11 protein-coding genes are annotated in these 15106 nt (G+C 74.2%); 8 read left to right on the plus strand and 3 right to left on the minus strand.

All coding sequences use genetic code 11. The annotated features are described in order from the left end of the window. Positions 1-1085 precede the first annotated feature (1085 nt). Both C1701_RS18010 and C1701_RS18015 read right to left on the minus strand, forming a co-directional pair. Positions 1086-1862, minus strand: a complete 777-nt coding sequence (locus C1701_RS18010; protein WP_103056300.1) for an EI24 domain-containing protein — start codon at positions 1860-1862, stop codon at positions 1086-1088. 79 nt (positions 1863-1941) lie between these two features. Then, complete coding sequence (locus C1701_RS18015) at positions 1942-2802, minus strand: helix-turn-helix domain-containing protein (protein WP_030105464.1); 861 nt, start codon at positions 2800-2802, stop codon at positions 1942-1944. Between the two features lie 193 nt (positions 2803-2995). Here C1701_RS18015 and C1701_RS18020 point away from each other — a divergent pair, with 193 nt between their 5' ends. The 8 genes from C1701_RS18020 (at position 2996) to C1701_RS18055 (ending at position 14212) form a co-directional block, all read left to right on the plus strand. Then, complete coding sequence (locus tag C1701_RS18020) at positions 2996-3640, plus strand: antibiotic biosynthesis monooxygenase (RefSeq protein ID WP_103056301.1); 645 nt, start codon at positions 2996-2998, stop codon at positions 3638-3640. Positions 3641-3858: 218 nt separating this feature from the next. Continuing rightward, complete coding sequence (gene bla, locus C1701_RS18025; RefSeq protein WP_103056302.1) at positions 3859-4788, plus strand: class A beta-lactamase; 930 nt, start codon at positions 3859-3861, stop codon at positions 4786-4788. 144 nt (positions 4789-4932) lie between these two features. Beyond that, positions 4933-6336 (plus strand): MFS transporter, encoded by a 1404-nt coding sequence (locus tag C1701_RS18030; protein WP_103056303.1) that lies wholly within the window; start codon positions 4933-4935, stop codon positions 6334-6336. After that, on the plus strand, positions 6333-8516 hold the full coding sequence (locus tag C1701_RS18035) for a molybdopterin oxidoreductase family protein (RefSeq protein ID WP_103056304.1): 2184 nt from the start codon (positions 6333-6335) through the stop codon (positions 8514-8516). The genes C1701_RS18030 and C1701_RS18035 overlap by 4 nt, the downstream gene beginning before the upstream one ends. After that, positions 8513-10171: an FAD-dependent oxidoreductase gene (locus C1701_RS18040; RefSeq protein ID WP_081715396.1), complete on the plus strand. Its 1659-nt coding sequence runs from the start codon at positions 8513-8515 to the stop codon at positions 10169-10171. Before C1701_RS18035 ends, C1701_RS18040 begins: the two co-directional genes overlap by 4 nt. Then, a complete protein-coding gene (nirB, locus tag C1701_RS18045) occupies positions 10168-12699 on the plus strand; it encodes a nitrite reductase large subunit NirB (protein WP_026418565.1) in 2532 nt (843 codons plus the stop codon). Before C1701_RS18040 ends, nirB begins: the two co-directional genes overlap by 4 nt. After that, the gene (gene nirD, locus C1701_RS18050; protein WP_026418564.1) at positions 12696-13025 is read left to right on the plus strand and encodes a nitrite reductase small subunit NirD; all 330 of its coding nucleotides are present in this window, start codon (positions 12696-12698) and stop codon (positions 13023-13025) included. Before nirB ends, nirD begins: the two co-directional genes overlap by 4 nt. 47 nt (positions 13026-13072) lie before the next feature. After that, positions 13073-14212, plus strand: coding sequence for a uroporphyrinogen-III synthase (locus C1701_RS18055; RefSeq protein WP_337661802.1), 1140 nt, complete (start codon positions 13073-13075; stop codon positions 14210-14212). An 84-nt stretch (positions 14213-14296) separates the two neighbouring features. On the opposite strand, the gene C1701_RS18060 is transcribed toward C1701_RS18055, so the two are convergent. Continuing rightward, positions 14297-15004 (minus strand): helix-turn-helix transcriptional regulator, encoded by a 708-nt coding sequence (locus tag C1701_RS18060; RefSeq protein WP_051313876.1) that lies wholly within the window; start codon positions 15002-15004, stop codon positions 14297-14299. Positions 15005-15106: the final 102 nt, after the last annotated feature.

The raw sequence follows: 15106 nt of genomic DNA on the forward strand, positions 1-15106 counted from the left end.
TGTGCCACCCGGTGGAATGGGGGTGCGGTGAAACGGGCGCCGTTTGGGATGGTGTGCGCTGCCGCCCAGAGCCCTGCCGATCGGGGGTCCCGTCCCGAGAATGGGTCGCCGCTCGGTGGGTCGAAAGGTGCGGACCGCGACGGCGACCGGTCCGACCCCCATCAGATCCAGAACCGTCCATCACGAAATGCGCTGGGCGAAGCGGACATCGTCACCTGGGCCGCGAACCGGGCCGCCGCCTGCTCCCTTCGCTTTGCTGGCCGGCATCCCGGCACGGCCCGGCGAGTGCGGGAAAACCCACATCGACTCCGGGGCCTCCCCAGCCCTGGGCACGGAATTCGGCCGAGGATCAACCCGCCCGGGCTCCTCGGCCCCGACCGGGGCCGGTGGATTCGGTGACGCTCCTGGCCCGGGTGTGCTCGTTGTCCTCTCCCGGCTCGAGGAGAACACGCGATCGACGAGCTCACCCGGATCCGCATCGGCGTCAACGGGTGCGCGGGGAAAAGCGTGGTGGCGGAATAGGGGGCGGCCGAATGGGAGCGGCCAGCACCAGGTGGTTCCAGTCGGACGTCGTCAAACGAGGGCCCCCGTCCGACGAGAACGCTGTCGGAGGGGGCTGGGCCCCCACAGGGCGGCGGGGCGGGCCACGGGGCGGGGTCGAGGGGAGGGGCGGGCCCCGGCGAGGGGCCCCGGACCTCCCGGCCCCCGGGCGGACCGTGCGGGAACAGGTCCTGTGGAGGAGCCGCGACAGGACCGGCGACCCGGGAGGTCAGCTCGCGGGCTGGTGGGGCGCCGGCGAGCCAGGATGCGCCGGCGGCGTGGCGCTCCCCGCGAGTGTGGATCTCGTGGTTCCGCCCCGAGGGCGTTCCCACCGGCACCGGGCTGGCCGTGTCGGCCGGCCCGGGACGAGCGGATGACCGTCGGCGGCGGAGGGGGCACCCGGGGAGCCGATCCGCCACGACCCCGGCACCCGGTTGAGCTCGCATCGGAGCGGCCACCGGTGCGCCGTCCCCGGCGCGGTCGGGGGCGAGGACCGGCAGCGTCCCCGACCGGACACGGCCACCGGGACCGCCGAGGCGCGGAGGTCACCCGCCGGTGGTCGTCGCCCCCTCGTCCTCGGTCAGCGCTCGGTGAGCGACGAGGGTCCCGCCGGCCAACGCGGCCGGCATGACCAGGAGTGCCGCGAAGGGCACCAGGAGCAGCAGGTAGGTGGCCAGCGCGAACCCCCACGCGCGCATCCGGTTCCGCCGCAGGCAGCGGTGACGCTCCCCGAGGGTGCGGCCACGGCGACCGAAGGGGACGGCCGTCATCTCCAGCCCCAGCAGCCAGCCGTTGACCAGGACACCCAGCACGAGGGCCAGCACCGAACCGACGACGGGGATGAGGCCGATGAGGAACAGGGGTATCGCGACCAGGACCGCGATGAGCACCAGTAGCGCTGTCTCGCCCAGTCCCACCGAGAAGGAGCGCCACCAGGACGCCTCCTCAGACTCGGGAACGCCTCCCAGGTCGTCCTCGACGCGCTCGGCGATCGCCTCGTAGAACGGTCCGCCGATCGCCAGCGCGATCCCGGTGAAGCTGAGCATCGACACGGTCAGCGCCAGGGCCACCACCGCGACGCCGGCGGCGACGCGCACCAACGCCCGAAGGGGAGCCGCCCAGTCGTCGGCGAACGGCGTGACCAGCGCGGCGAGGTCCCCGGAGTAGTACACCAGGGCGGCGATGGCGCCGAGCAGGAGCACCGAGGTCAGCAGGGCGGGCAACGCGCCGAGCAGCAGAAGGCGTGGTGTGCGCGTCACCAGCCCGAACCCGCGCCCCAGCATGCCCACGCCGCTGAGGAAGTTCCGAACTCCGTTGATCATCGGCGGAGCATAGGACAGCGGTCGCGGAGCGCCCGTGAGGTTTTCCCCGGACCGCTGCCGAGCGGTTCGAGCCCTGGTGTCAGTCCCTCGCGAGGTCGCGGGCACGGCGGTCCAGCAACGCCGCCGACTCCTGGTCGGACAGCGCCATCCCCCCGACGCGTTCGGCCGCCAGCCGGTAGGGGGCGGCGCGCCCCGCTCCGTCGAGGACGGTGGTCCCCGCGGCGAGGTCCAACCTGACCAGCGGGGGTACCCGCTCCGACTCCAGCAACTGGAAGTCCCCGACGGCGAGGAGGGCGGCCAGCCTCGCGGTCGGCACGACCTGGACGCGCACGTGGGGGAGCTTCACCAGCTCCAACAGGTGCCACAGCTGACCGGCCAACACGGCGGGGCCGGCCCGGCCCAGGTCGGGACCCGGACGCACCGCCGGCTCGCCGAGGAGGACCCGCAGGGTGGGGGGTCGTGGCCGGTGCAGGATCTCCTGGCGTTCGAGCCGGGCGGCGACCTCCGCCTCCACGACCGACGTCGGAGTGCCCCGTGCCGTCAGCCAGGCGCGCGCGTACTCCGCCGTGCGTACCACCTCGGGTACCAGGAACGCCGAGGCCTCGACGATCGAGCTGGTGTCCGCATCGGACGGCTCCGTCCCGTCCGGTGGGTTCGGCGCGGCCCACCGCCGGCGTTCCCGGCGCCGTTCCGCCAGTTCCAGGAGTTCCGCCGTCACGCTGACGAACTCCCCGGCCCCCACCCCGACCTCCGTCAGGTAGGCGGCCGCCTGCGCGGCGGTGGGCAGCGTGTCCCCGCGTTCCCACCCGCCGACGACGCCGACGGGGACACCCACCCTCGTCGCCACGGTGCGGGGGGACATCCCGGCGGCCAACCGGGCCTGCCGGAGGCGGGCGCCCACCGCCCGGGAGCGGAGGGACCGCCCGCTGCTGCTGGCCATCCGGCAACGCTAGTCAGCTGCGTCCTGACACCGGAACGGTTCAGCCTCGGATTGACTCCTTCGGTGGATCCCCTCGGCGGGCGACCGGCGGCTCACGGCCGCCGACCGGCCCGGCGGAAAACGGTTCGATCGGCGGGCAACCCCCTCAGTACCGTGCGAGGACGACCGCCCGCACGTTCCCAGGAGCCCGCGAATGCCCGCTTCCGCACTACCGAACGTGACCCGCCCCGACTCCTGGACTGTGGTGGTCAGGGAACGCGACACGCGCGGCGAGGACACGACACGCGCCGCCGACGCCGTCATCGCCGAGTGGGACGCCCACGACTGGCCAGCGGGGCTGCTCAGCAGGGCGTGCCTGCGCAGCGTCACCGGCAACACGCTGCTCGAGTACGAGCAGTGGGCCGACCCCCGGCCGGGGGGCACGGGGGCCGAGGACACGCGCCCCCCGGAACCCGCGCGAGCGGGAACCGCGTACCAGCTCTACCGCAGCAGCGTGACCGACCTCCGCGAGCCCACCGGCTGCGCCGTCACCGTCGTGGTCGACCTTGGCCAGGCCGATCCGGCCGCGGCGAGGAAGTGGGTCGACGAGATGTTCGACGGGGCCTCCGAGCACGAGACCGGGCATGACGCGCCCCTGCCCGGACTGCTCGCCGCCCACTTCCACCTCAGCCTCGACGGGAGCCGCGTCCTCAACTACGCGGAGTGGACCTCTCCCGAAGCCCACCGCTCCGCCATCCCGGGCCCCGAGGCCGACGACCCCCTTGCCGCCCACGCGGGGCGGCCGGGGGTGCGGGTGATCCGGTTCCTCCCCCACGGCCTCCGGGAGTCCCGAGCCTGACCCGGCGGGCGCCCACGTCCGCCGTGCCGGTGACGATGCTCCTCGTCCCCGGCCGAGTGGCACTCGCAACCCCCGCCGGGGCCCCCGCGTCCACCGGGAGACCGGACACCCGGACCACGGCGAGTTCGCGTCCACGCCCAACCCCGGGAGGGGGACCCGCCGAGGCGCTCGGCGGGTGGACCGGACCCCGGGTCGAGACGATTGAGGACACCACCGCGATGCCACACGACCTGTCCCGCCGTTCCCTGCTCGCACTGGCCGCGCTCGTCCCCCTGGCGGGCTGCGCGTCGACCGGAGCCGGGCCGGAACCCGCGGGCGGGGCCGTGCCCTCCCCACCAGCCCCGCCGGCCCCCTCGCCCTCGCCGGAGGAGCGGGAGGCGGCCTTCGAACGCGTCGAACGGGAACACGACGTGCGGCTGGGGGTGTACGCCCTCGACACCGGGAGCGGCCGCGCGCTGGTCCACCGCCCCGACGAACGTTTCGCGTACTGCTCCACGATCAAGGCAGTCGCGGCCGGGGCCGTCCTGCTGGTGAGTTCCGACGAGCGGATGGGCCAGGTGATCCCCTACCAGCAGGGCGACCTCGTCTCCCACTCACCCGTCACCGAGGCGCACGTCGGGGCCGGGCTGGGCCTGGACGCGCTGTGCGAGGCAGCCGTGCGGTACAGCGACAACACCGCGGCCAACCTGATGCTCACCGAACTCGGCGGACCGGCCGGTTTCCAACGGAGGCTGCGCGAACTCGGCGACGAGGTGACCCGCAGCGACCGGTACGAGACGGAGCTCAACGACGCCGTCCCGGGCGACGACCGCGACACCAGCACGCCCAGGGCGCTGGCGACGACCCTGCGGACCCTGCTGCTGGGGGACGCGTTGACCGACGAACGGCGCGCGGTGTTGGAGGACTGGATGTCGGGCAACGCCACCGGTGACGAGCTGGTGCGCGCGGGCGTTCCCTCGGACTGGCGGGTCGTGGACAAGTCGGGAGGCGGCTTCTACGGGACCCGCAACGACATCGCGGTGGCCTTCCGGCCGGACGCCCCGCCGATCGTCCTCGCCGTGCTGACCAGCCGGACCGAGCGGGACGCGGGAGGGCGGGCCGAGGCCGTCGCGGCGGCGGCGGCCGTGGTGGCCGACACCCTCGGCTGACCCCACACGGCCCGAGGGGGTCGGAGCCTCACCGCCGCCGCCCGCCCCCTGTGAGGACCTTTTCCGCTCGGCGTAACGCGGCGACCCCGGCCGGTAACAGGCGCTGCCTAGCGTGGCTCCCGCCAGCCGCGAGAGGAGACCGCCGTGCCGGTGACGACGGACGCCACTGCCCACCCGTCCGGTGACCGACGCCTGGAGCGCTGGGACCCGGAGGACCACGAGTTCTGGGAGCGGACGGGCCGGCACGTCGCCAGGCGCAACCTGCTCTTCTCGGTGCTCTCCGAGCACGTCGGGTTCTCGGTGTGGAGCGTCTGGTCGGTGATGGTGCTCTTCATGACGCCGGAGATCGGCTTCCACTTCACCTCGGGCGAGAAGTTCCTGCTGGTCTGCACGCCGACGCTGGTCGGTGCCCTGCTCCGGTTGCCCTACAGCGGGTGGGTGTGCCGCTTCGGCGGCCGGAACTGGACGGTCGCCGCCACGGCGGTCCTGCTGGTCCCGACGCTGCTGGCCGCGATCCTCGTGCAGCGGCCGGAGACCCCGTTCTGGGTCTTCCTCGTCGTGGCGGCGGTGGCGGGTGTCGGCGGCGGGAACTTCGCGTCCTCGATGACCAACATCAACGCCTTCTACCCCGAACGGCACAAGGGGTGGGCGCTCGGGCTGAACGCGGGTGGCGGGAACCTGGGGGTCGCCGCCGTGCAGCTGGTCGGCCTCGCCGTCATCTCGGTGGCCGGGTCGACCAGCCCCGCCTACGTCGCCGCCGTGTACCTGCCCGTGATCGTGCTGGTCACCCTGGCCTGCGCCGTGCGGATGGACAACCTGCCCGGGCTCCGCGCCGACCGCGACGCCCAGCGGGAGGCGGTCCGCGAACCCCACACGTGGCTGATCTCCCTGCTGTACGTGGGAACCTTCGGGTCCTTCATCGGCTACGGCTTCGCCTTCGGTCTCGTCCTCCAGACCCAGTTCGGGTTCAGCGCGGTGGAGGCCGCCTCCCTGACCTTCGTCGGACCTCTTCTCGGTTCGCTGAGCCGCCCGGTCGGTGGCTGGTTGTCCGACCGGTTCGACGCCGCCCTGGTCACGTTCTGGACCTTCCTGGCGATGGCGGCCGGCACCGGGCTGCTGGTCCTGGCCTCGTCCCAGGGGTCGTTCCGGCTGTTCATCGGGGCATTCACGGTGTTGTTCGTGCTGACCGGCGTGGGGAACGGCTCCACCTACAAGATGATCCCGGTGGTGTTCCGGGCGCGGGCGACCAGCCGGGCACCCGGGGCGGCGCCCGGGACGGAGGCGAGGTGGGTGCGCCGGATCACCGGCGCGGTGATCGGCATCGCTGGTGCCGTGGGCGCGCTGGGGGGTGTGCTGATCAACCTGGCGTTCCGCGCGGCCTACGGCGGGGAGGCGGGCACCGGGACCGGCGCGTTCCTGTCCTTCCTCGCCTTCTACGGACTGTGCGTGCTGGTCACCTGGGTGGTGTACCTGAGGGCTCCCCGGACCAGGAACGGCGCCCTCGCCCCCGAGCGGGGAGCCCCGGCGGCGGTGGGGGGTGGAGCGTGACCTCCACACCACCCGCGTCGGTCCCGCCGCCCGTGGTCGCGGCCACCGCCACCCACTGCCCCTACTGCGCACTCCAGTGCGGGACGGAACTCGTCGAGGAGGGCGGGGGAGGGGGAGGACGGCCCACGATCGGGGTGCGCCCCACCGACTTCCCCGTGAACCGCGGTCGGCTGTGCCAGAAGGGGTGGACGGCGCCGCGACTGCTCTCCGCCGGCGACCGGCTGCTGGGTCCGCTGGTGCGGGACCACCGAGGCGGTCCGTCGCGGCCCACCGACTGGCCGACCGCTCTCGACCGCGCCGTCGCCGGGATCCGGGCCGCCGTCGACCGCGCCGGAGCGGACTCGGTCGCGGTGCTGGGAGGGGGCGGGCTGACGAACGAGAAGGCCTACCTGCTGGGGAAGTTCGCCCGGGTCGCGTTGGGCACCAGCCAGATCGACTACAACGGTCGGTTCTGCATGTCCTCGGCGGCGGCCGCCGGGAACGCGGCCTTCGGCGTCGACCGGGGACTGCCGTTCCCGGTCACCGACCTGGAGGCGGCGGAGGTGGTCCTGCTCGTCGGGGCCAACCCCGCCGAGACGATGCCGCCGCTGATGGCCAGGATCGCCGCCGCTGACCTCGTCGTGGTGGACCCGAGGCGGACTCCCACCGCCGAACGGGCGGCGCTGCACCTGCGGACGCGGCCCGGGACCGACCTGGCGCTGGCCCTGGGCCTGCTGCACGTCGCCGTCGTCGACGGGCACGTCGACCGGAGCTACGTCCGGGACCGCACCACCGGCTTCGACGAGGCATGGCGGCACGCGGTCGCCTGGTGGCCCGAGCGGACCGAACAGGTCACGGGCGTGCCGGTGGCCGACCAGCGGGCGGCGGTGCGGCTGCTGGCCGCGGCGTCCCACCGCTACGTGCTCACCGGGCGGGGCGCCGAGCAGCACAGCACCGGGACCGACACCGTCAGCGCTGTCATCAACCTCGCGTTGGCGTTGGGCCTGCCCGGCCGGCGGGGCAGCGGCTACGGCTGCCTCACCGGACAGGGCAACGGGCAGGGCGGCCGGGAGCACGGGCAGAAGGCGGACCAACTACCCGGGTACCGCTCGATCGAGGACCCCTCGGCTCGGAACCACGTCGCCGGGGTGTGGGGGGTGCGCCCCGAGGACCTGCCCGGGCCCGGCCGCAGCGCCTACGAACTGCTGGACGCCCTCGGCGGGCCCGACGGGCCGAGGGCACTGCTGGTCTTCGGCACGAACCCGGTGGTGTCCGCCCCGCGAGCCGGGCACGTCACCGAACGCCTCGCCGCCCTCGACCTGCTGGTGGTGGCCGACTTCGTCCCCTCGGAGACGACCCGGATCGCCGACGTCGTCCTGCCCACCACCCAGTGGGCGGAGGAGGACGGCACGATGACCAACCTGGAGGGGAGGGTGCTGCGACGCCGGGCCGCGGTGCCACCGCCCCCCGGGGTCCGCACGGACCTGGAGGTGCTCAGCGCCTTGGCCACCCGGCTCGGCCAGCCCGCCGGGCGGTTCCCCACCCGACCGGAGGTCGTCTTCGCCGAACTGGCCGCGGCCTCCGCCGGCGGCCGCGCCGACTACTCGGGGATCGACTACGACCGGCTCGACCGGGGTGAGGCGTTGCACTGGCCGTGCCCCCGCACCTCGGGCGCGCCGCACCCCGGCACCCCGAGGTTGTTCCTGGACCGCTTCGCCCACCCGGACGGTCGGGCCCGGTTCCGGCCGGTCGCCCATCGCCCGGGAGCGGAGCCGCCCGACGATGGCTACCCGCTGTACGGCACGACCGGGCGCGTGCTCGCCCACTACCAGTCGGGGGCGCAGACCCGCCGCGTCCCGGAGCTCGCGTCGGTGGAACCCGTCCCCTACGTCGAGGTCCACCCCGACACCGCCGGCCGCGCCGGGCTCGCCGCCGGGGACGTGGCCCACGTCGTCACCCGGCGCGGTCGCGTCACCGCCACCGTGCGCCTCGTTCCCCACCTGCGGGCCGACACCGTGTTCCTGCCCTTCCACTTCCCCGAGGAGGGACGGGCCAACCTGATCACCAACCCCGAGCTCGACCCGGTGAGCCGGATGCCCGAGTTCAAGGTGTGCGCCGTCCGGCTCGAACGAGCGGGCGGAACCACCTCGCCCGGACCGGGTGGCCCCGGCGGCTCGACCGGAGCGGAGGAGGTCCGATGAGCAGGATCGTCATCGTCGGGAACGGGCCGGTCGGTCACCGGCTCGCCGACCGGACGGCCCGAGGCGGTGAGCACCACCGGGTCACGGTGCTCGGAGCGGAACGGTGTCCCGCCTACAACCGGGTGCTGCTGCCCTCGGTGGTCGCGGGGACCCTGAGCGGGGACGACACCCGGTTGCCGCCGCCGGGGCCGGCGGTCGTCGTGCGGGTGGGGGAGCGGGTCACGGACGTGGACCGGGACCGCCGCCGTGTGCGTTCCTCCTCCGGCGCGATCCACCACTACGACGTGCTCGTGCTGGCCACCGGGGCGCGACCGGTCTGGCCCGAGGCCCCGGGGCTGACCGGTCCCTCCGACCAGCCGGGGGCGGCGGTGGTCGCCCTGCGCACCCTGGACGACGTCGAGTACCTGGGACGCCGCCTTCGCACCGGGCTGCCCGTGACCGTCCTCGGCGGCGGGACGCTGGGGCTGGAGACCGCTCGGGCGTTGGCCGCCCGGGGAGCGAGGGTCGACCTGGTCCACCGGTCCCGCTCCCTGATGGAACGCCAGCTCGACGACGTGGCGGGCGCCGTCCTGCTGGCCTCGACCCGTGCCCTGGGCATCACCGTCCACCTCGGCCACCAGCCGGTGGGCTACCGCGACGGGCACCTCGTCCTCGACGACGGCCGGGAGATCCACTCCGAACTCGTCGTCGTCGCCGTCGGCGCCAGCCCGAGGACCGAGCTGGCCACCGGGGCGGGGCTGGTGGTGCGTCGCGGTGTCGTCGTCGACGACACCCTGACCACCAGTGACCCCCACATCCGGGCCGTCGGTGACTGCGCCGAACACGACGGCGTGCAGTACGGGTTGCTGGCCCCCGGCTTCGACCAGGCCGACGTCCTGGCCTCCCTGCTCACCCGCGCGGCGCCCGTCGCCGCCTACCGGGGTTCCAGCGCGGTGACGAGGCTCAAGGCGCGGGACATCGACCTCACCGCGCTGGGTGACAGCAGGGCGTCGGAGCCCGCCGACCTGGTCACGATGGCCGATCAGCGGCGGGGCCGCTACGCCCGGCTGGCGGTTCGTGACGACCGGGTCACCGGGGCGATCCTGATCGGGTTCCCGCGTGCGGCGGCCACCCTCGGGCAGCTCTACGACCGGGGTGATCCACTGCCGGACGACCCGTTCCACCTGTTGCTCGGTGAGACCACCGGCGGCGCCCAGGGCCAGGAGCTCGCCGAGCTGCCCGACACCGCCGTGGTGTGCCGGTGCAACGCCGTCTCGAAACGGGCGCTGGTCACCGCCTGGCGGGTGGGTGCCAGGGATGTCCCGGCCCTGAGCAGGGTGACCCGCGCGGGCACGGGCTGCGGTGGTTGCGCCGCCACCCTCACCGGCCTGTGCCGGTGGCTGGAGCGTGCCGGGCCGGCCGCCGCGCCGGCGGGGGCGGCCGAGGGCGAGAACGGCGGGGCCGCGGCGGAGCCGGAACCCGCTGGGACGGCCCGGGCGCCCGGCCAACCCGAGTCCCGCGACCAGGACGTCCCGTCGTGCCAGGTCCCGCTCGCAGCCGCTCCCGCCGCGCGCCGCCCGCCCCCGGCGTCAGGCGCCGGGGACCTGGTCCGCGCGGGTGCCGCCCCTCCCGCTTCCACCGCACGCCCCGACCTGGACGAGGAAGGTGTCGCATGACCCGCACCCTGGTTGTCGTCGGCCACGGCATGGTCGGTCACCGGTTCGTGACCGCGTTCCGCGCCCGCGACCACGAACGTCGCTGGCGGGTGATCGTCCTCGGTGAGGAGCGCCATCCCGCCTACGACCGCGTCGGCCTGTCGTCCTACCTCGACGGGCGGGGCCTCGCCGACCTGCGCCTCGACGACGGGGAACTCGCGGGGGACACGGCCGTCGATCTCAGGTTGGGGGTCGTCGCCGAGTCGATCGACCGGGCCACCCGCACCGTGTGGACCTCCGCCGGCACGCCGGTGCGCTACGACGCCCTCGTGCTGGCCACCGGTTCCCGCCCCTTCGTGCCCCCGGTCCCCGGGCACGACCTGCCGGGGTGCTTCGCCTACCGCACCGTCGACGACCTCGATCGGATCAGGGCCGCGAGCGGGGAGGCGAGGGACGGGGTCGTCGTGGGCGGCGGCCTGCTCGGGTTGGAGGCAGCCAACGCGCTTCGACTGCTCGGGCTGCGGACCCAGGTCGTGGAGATGGCGGACTGGCTGATGCCGTTGCAGGTCGACGAGGGAGGCGGTCACACCCTGGGGCGGCTGGTCGAGCGGCTCGGCCTGGTCGTCCACACCGGTAGTGGGACGGGCGCCGTCGAGGCGGGCCAGGACGGCAGGACCCGGGCGGTGCGCCTGACCGACGGAACCGAGGTCCCGGCCGATCTCGTCGTGTTCTCCGCCGGCATCCGGGCGCGTGACGAGCTGGCCAGGGCGGCGGGCCTGCCGGTCGGGGAGCGCGGCGGTGTCCTCGTCGACGAGACCTGCCGGACCGAGGACCCACGGGTGTGGGCGGTCGGTGAGTGCGCCGCCGTCGCGGGGCGCACCTACGGCCTCGTGGCACCCGGTTACGCGATGGCCGAGACGGTGGTGGACCGGCTGCTCGGGGGTTCGGCCACCTTCGGCGGGGCCGAACCCGCCACCAAGCTGAAACTGCTCGGCGTGGACGTCGCCAGCTTCGGCGACGCGCACTCGACCACCCCGGGCGCCCTGGACGTCGTGCACGCGAACGCCGCCAGCGGCACCTACACCAAGCTGGTGCTCAGTGACGACGCCAGAACCCTGCTCGGTGGGGTGCTCGTCGGAGACGCCGGCGCCTACCCCACGTTGCGGGCCCTGCTCGGGCGACCGCTGCCCGCCAGCCCGGAGGAGGTGCTGGCGCCGGTCGGGGGCGGCGGGCTGAGCGCCGACGCGGTTCCCGACGACGCCACCGTCTGCTCCTGCCACAACGTCAGCAAGGGAGACGTCACCGCCGCCATCACCGAGCACGGGTTGACCGACGTCGCCGGGGTGAAGCGGTGCACCCTCGCGGGCACGGGGTGCGGGTCCTGCGTGCCGATGCTCGGCGGCCTGTTGGCCGGGTGCGGGGTGGAACCGGACCGGGCGCTGTGCGAGCACTTCCGGCACACCAGGGCCGAGCTGTACGAGATCGTGCGGGCCACCGGCATCACCACGTTCTCGGAGCTGGTCCGCACCCACGGGGCTGGCAGGGGCTGCGACGTCTGCAAGCCGGTGGTCGCCTCCATCCTCGCCGGTCTCGCGGGTGGCCACGTGCTCTCCGAGGACCAGGCGGGCCTCCAGGACACCAACGACCGCTTCCTGGCCAACATCCAGCGCAACGGCACCTACTCGGTGGTGCCGAGGATCCCCGGCGGGGAGATCACCCCGGAGAAGCTGATCACGATCGGCGAGGTGGCCAGGGACTTCGGCCTCTACACCAAGATCACCGGCGGCCAGCGGATCGACCTCTTCGGGGCCAGGGTCGAGCAGCTCCCGCTGATCTGGCGGCGGCTGGTGGACGCCGGGTTCGAGTCGGGCCACGCCTACGGGAAGGCGCTGCGCACCGTGAAGTCCTGCGTCGGTACCGACTGGTGCCGCTACGGGGTGGGGGACTCGGTGGCGATGGCCATCCGGCTGGAACTGCGCTACCGGGGCCTGCGGGCCCCCCACAAGATCAAGGCCGGGGTGTCCGGCTGCGCCCGGGAGTGCGCGGAGGCCAGGTCGAAGGACTTCGGCGTGATCGCCACCGAGAAGGGGTGGAACCTCTACGTCGGGGGCAACGGCGGCTTCACCCCCCGGCACGCGGAACTGCTGGCCGCCGACCTGGACGACCGAGCGCTCATCGCCCTCGTGGACCGATTCCTCATGTTCTACATCCGGACCGCGGACCGCCTGCAACGCACGGCGGCGTGGATCGGGGCGATGGAGGGCGGGTTGGAGCACCTGCGCGCCGTGGTGGTGGACGACTCGTTGGGGATCGCGGAGGAACTGGAGGCGGCGATGGAACGTCACGTGGGCGAGTACGCCGACGAGTGGGCGGGGGTGCTGGCCGATCCCGAGAAGGTGGCGCGGTTCGTGTCCTTCGTGAACTCCCCAGACGTGCCCGATCCGACGATCCGGTTCACCACGGAACGCGGGCAGATCCGCCCGGGCGCCACGGACGGGCCCGTGCCGCTGCCCCTGCCGGTGATCCGTCCCGAGGCGGTGCGCGCATGAGGTGGCGCGAGGTGTGCCGGTGGGAGGCGCTGCGACCAGAACTGGGTGCTCCCGTGCTGGTGGACGGCCATCTCATCGCCCTGTTCCGCACGGAGGACGGGGAACTGTACGCCCTGGGCAACGTCGATCCGGTCAGCAGCGCCAGCGTGATGAGCCGGGGGATCGTCGGGGACCGAGCGGGGGAACCGGTGGTGGCGTCCCCCATGCACAAGCAGGTCTTCTCCCTCCGGTCCGGGCGTTGCCTCGATGTCACCCACCCGGAGTTGGCCCTGCCCACCTACGCTGTTCGACGACAGGGCGACGTCGTCGAGATCGGACTTCCGTGACCCCACCGCGCGACCCTCCACCGCCACTCGCCGGCTACACCGTCGGGGTGACCGCGGCCCGGCGTGCGGAGGAACTGGGTGCGCTCCTGGAACGGCGGGGAGCCCAGGTGGTGCACGCCCCGGCCATCAGGATCGTCCCCCTCGCCGACGACGCGGACCTGGTGGCGGCGACCCGACGATGCCTGTCGGGCCGACTCGACGCGGTGGTCGCCACCACCGGTATCGGCTTCCGGGGCTGGGTCGAGGCGGCCGACGGGTGGGGCCTCGGCGACCGGCTGATCGACCGGTTGCGGGGCGCGCGGCTCCTCGCCCGTGGCCCCAAGGCGCGGGGGGCCGTCCGCGCCGCCGGTCTGCCCGACGCCTGGTCGCCGGCGTCGGAGTCCTCCGGCGAGGTGCTCGCCCGGCTGCTCGCCGAGGGAGTGGCGGGCGCCAGGATCGCCGTGCAACTGCACGGGCAACCGTTGCCGCACTTCGTCGACGCCCTCCGCGGCGCCGGTGCGGAGGTCATCGAGATCCCCGTCTACCGGTGGACGCGGCCCGTCGACGTGGAGCCGTTGCGGCGACTCGTCACGTTGGCCTGCGCGGGGGAGGTGGACGCGCTGACCTTCACCAGCGCCCCGGCGGCCGCGAGCACGCTCAGCACCGCCGCCGAGATGGGGAGGCAGCGGGACCTGCTGGCCGCGCTGCGGGGCCGGGTGCTCGTGGCCTGCGTCGGGCCCGTGACCCGCGCCCCGCTGGAGGACCACGACGTGCCCGCCGTGATGCCCGAGCGGTACCGGCTGGGAGCGCTGGTCCGTGAACTCGCCGACGGGCTCGCCGTCCGCTCCCCCCGGCTGCCCGTGGCCGGGACCGAGCTCTGGCTGCGCGGGCGGGCCGTCGTCCTGGGCGGTGCGCTGCGGCCGGTGCCTCCGAGCGCCATGTGCCTGCTGCGGGTCCTCGCGCGGCGGCCGGGCCGGGTGGTCCCCCGGGGCGAACTGGTCGACGCGCTCCGAACCGCCCCCGGCGGCAGCCAGGACATCGACGAACACGCGGTGGAGACGGCGATGACCAGGCTGCGGGCCGCGCTGGGACGGGCCGATGTGATCCAGACGGTCATCAAACGGGGGTACCGGCTGTCCTACGACCCCCTCCAGGACGCCCCGCGCTGCCCTGGGGGTGCGGCCGAGCGCCCCGGGGCGCGCCGCTGAGGACCCGGGCGCCCCGTCCGGCCGACGACCTGGCACGGGGCCCGGCTCGGTTGGCCCGGCCCCCGCCCCGCGTGCCCTCCTCGCTCACACCGGCACCGTGCGCCTACCCATCGCCTCCACGGGCCGGCAGGCCGTCCGGTGCGCGATACCGGTGCGGTGGGCGATGGCCGCCGCCTCGGTCCGGTTCGACACCCCCAGCTTCCGCAGGATGCTGAGCACGTGCGACCCGACGGTGGCCCTGCTGATGAACAGCTCCACCGCGATCTTCGAGTTGGGCAGCCCCTCGGCGAGCAGCGCCAACACGTGCTGCTCGCGTTCGGTCAGCAGGTCAGCCGGCGCCGGCCCGCTCCGGAGCACGTTGACCAGGCTGGAGGCCTGGGTCGCGAGCACCTCGGGGGACAGGAACAGCTTGTGCTGCGCGGCCGAGTGCAGCGCGGCGGTGAGCACCCAGGGAGTGTCCGCCGTGGTCACCACGCCGGCGAGCTGGGACCGGAGCACGGCGTCGAAGTCCGTCGCGCCCTTGGGGTAGACCATGACCACGGGCGCGGGCTGGCCCTCGACCGCGGTGCGCGCCCTCAGGTCGACGAGGTCGTCGCCGTCCAACGCGTCGGAGTAGAGCAACCAGGCCGCGACCTCCGAGTTCGCCGAGTGGCGCAGGGATTCCCGCAGCGTCTCGTGCACCGCGTGGATCGAGATGTTGAAGCGGCCGAGGCCGAGCGCGATCATGAACTGGAGCTGGGTGTCGTTCTGCAGCCTGTCCCTGCTGCCGGTGATGATGTCGATGCTGAGCATGGGAAGCCTCCCGTTGCGAGTGGTCCGTGGCTGACGGAGTTGGTCGGGGGCGGTCTCGCCGCCCCCCGTCAGCCCGTGGCGCTTCCGCGTGCGTTCATCTGG

This window comes from Actinoalloteichus sp. AHMU CJ021 (assembly GCF_002895405.1).
In the GTDB taxonomy this organism is placed as follows: Bacteria; Actinomycetota; Actinomycetes; order Mycobacteriales; family Pseudonocardiaceae; genus Actinoalloteichus_B; species Actinoalloteichus_B caeruleus.

Coding starts and splice junctions, on each gene's coding strand:
- C1701_RS18010 (WP_103056300.1), bottom strand. CDS start 1,862: ATGATCAACGGAGTTCGGAACTTCCTCAGCGGCGTGGGCATGCTGGGG.
- nirB (WP_026418565.1), top strand. CDS start 10,168: ATGACCCGCACCCTGGTTGTCGTCGGCCACGGCATGGTCGGTCACCGG.
- C1701_RS18060 (WP_051313876.1), bottom strand. CDS start 15,004: ATGCTCAGCATCGACATCATCACCGGCAGCAGGGACAGGCTGCAGAAC.
- C1701_RS18015 (WP_030105464.1), bottom strand. CDS start 2,802: ATGGCCAGCAGCAGCGGGCGGTCCCTCCGCTCCCGGGCGGTGGGCGCC.
- nirD (WP_026418564.1), top strand. CDS start 12,696: ATGAGGTGGCGCGAGGTGTGCCGGTGGGAGGCGCTGCGACCAGAACTG.
- C1701_RS18020 (WP_103056301.1), top strand. CDS start 2,996: ATGCCCGCTTCCGCACTACCGAACGTGACCCGCCCCGACTCCTGGACT.
- bla (WP_103056302.1), top strand. CDS start 3,859: ATGCCACACGACCTGTCCCGCCGTTCCCTGCTCGCACTGGCCGCGCTC.
- C1701_RS18040 (WP_081715396.1), top strand. CDS start 8,513: ATGAGCAGGATCGTCATCGTCGGGAACGGGCCGGTCGGTCACCGGCTC.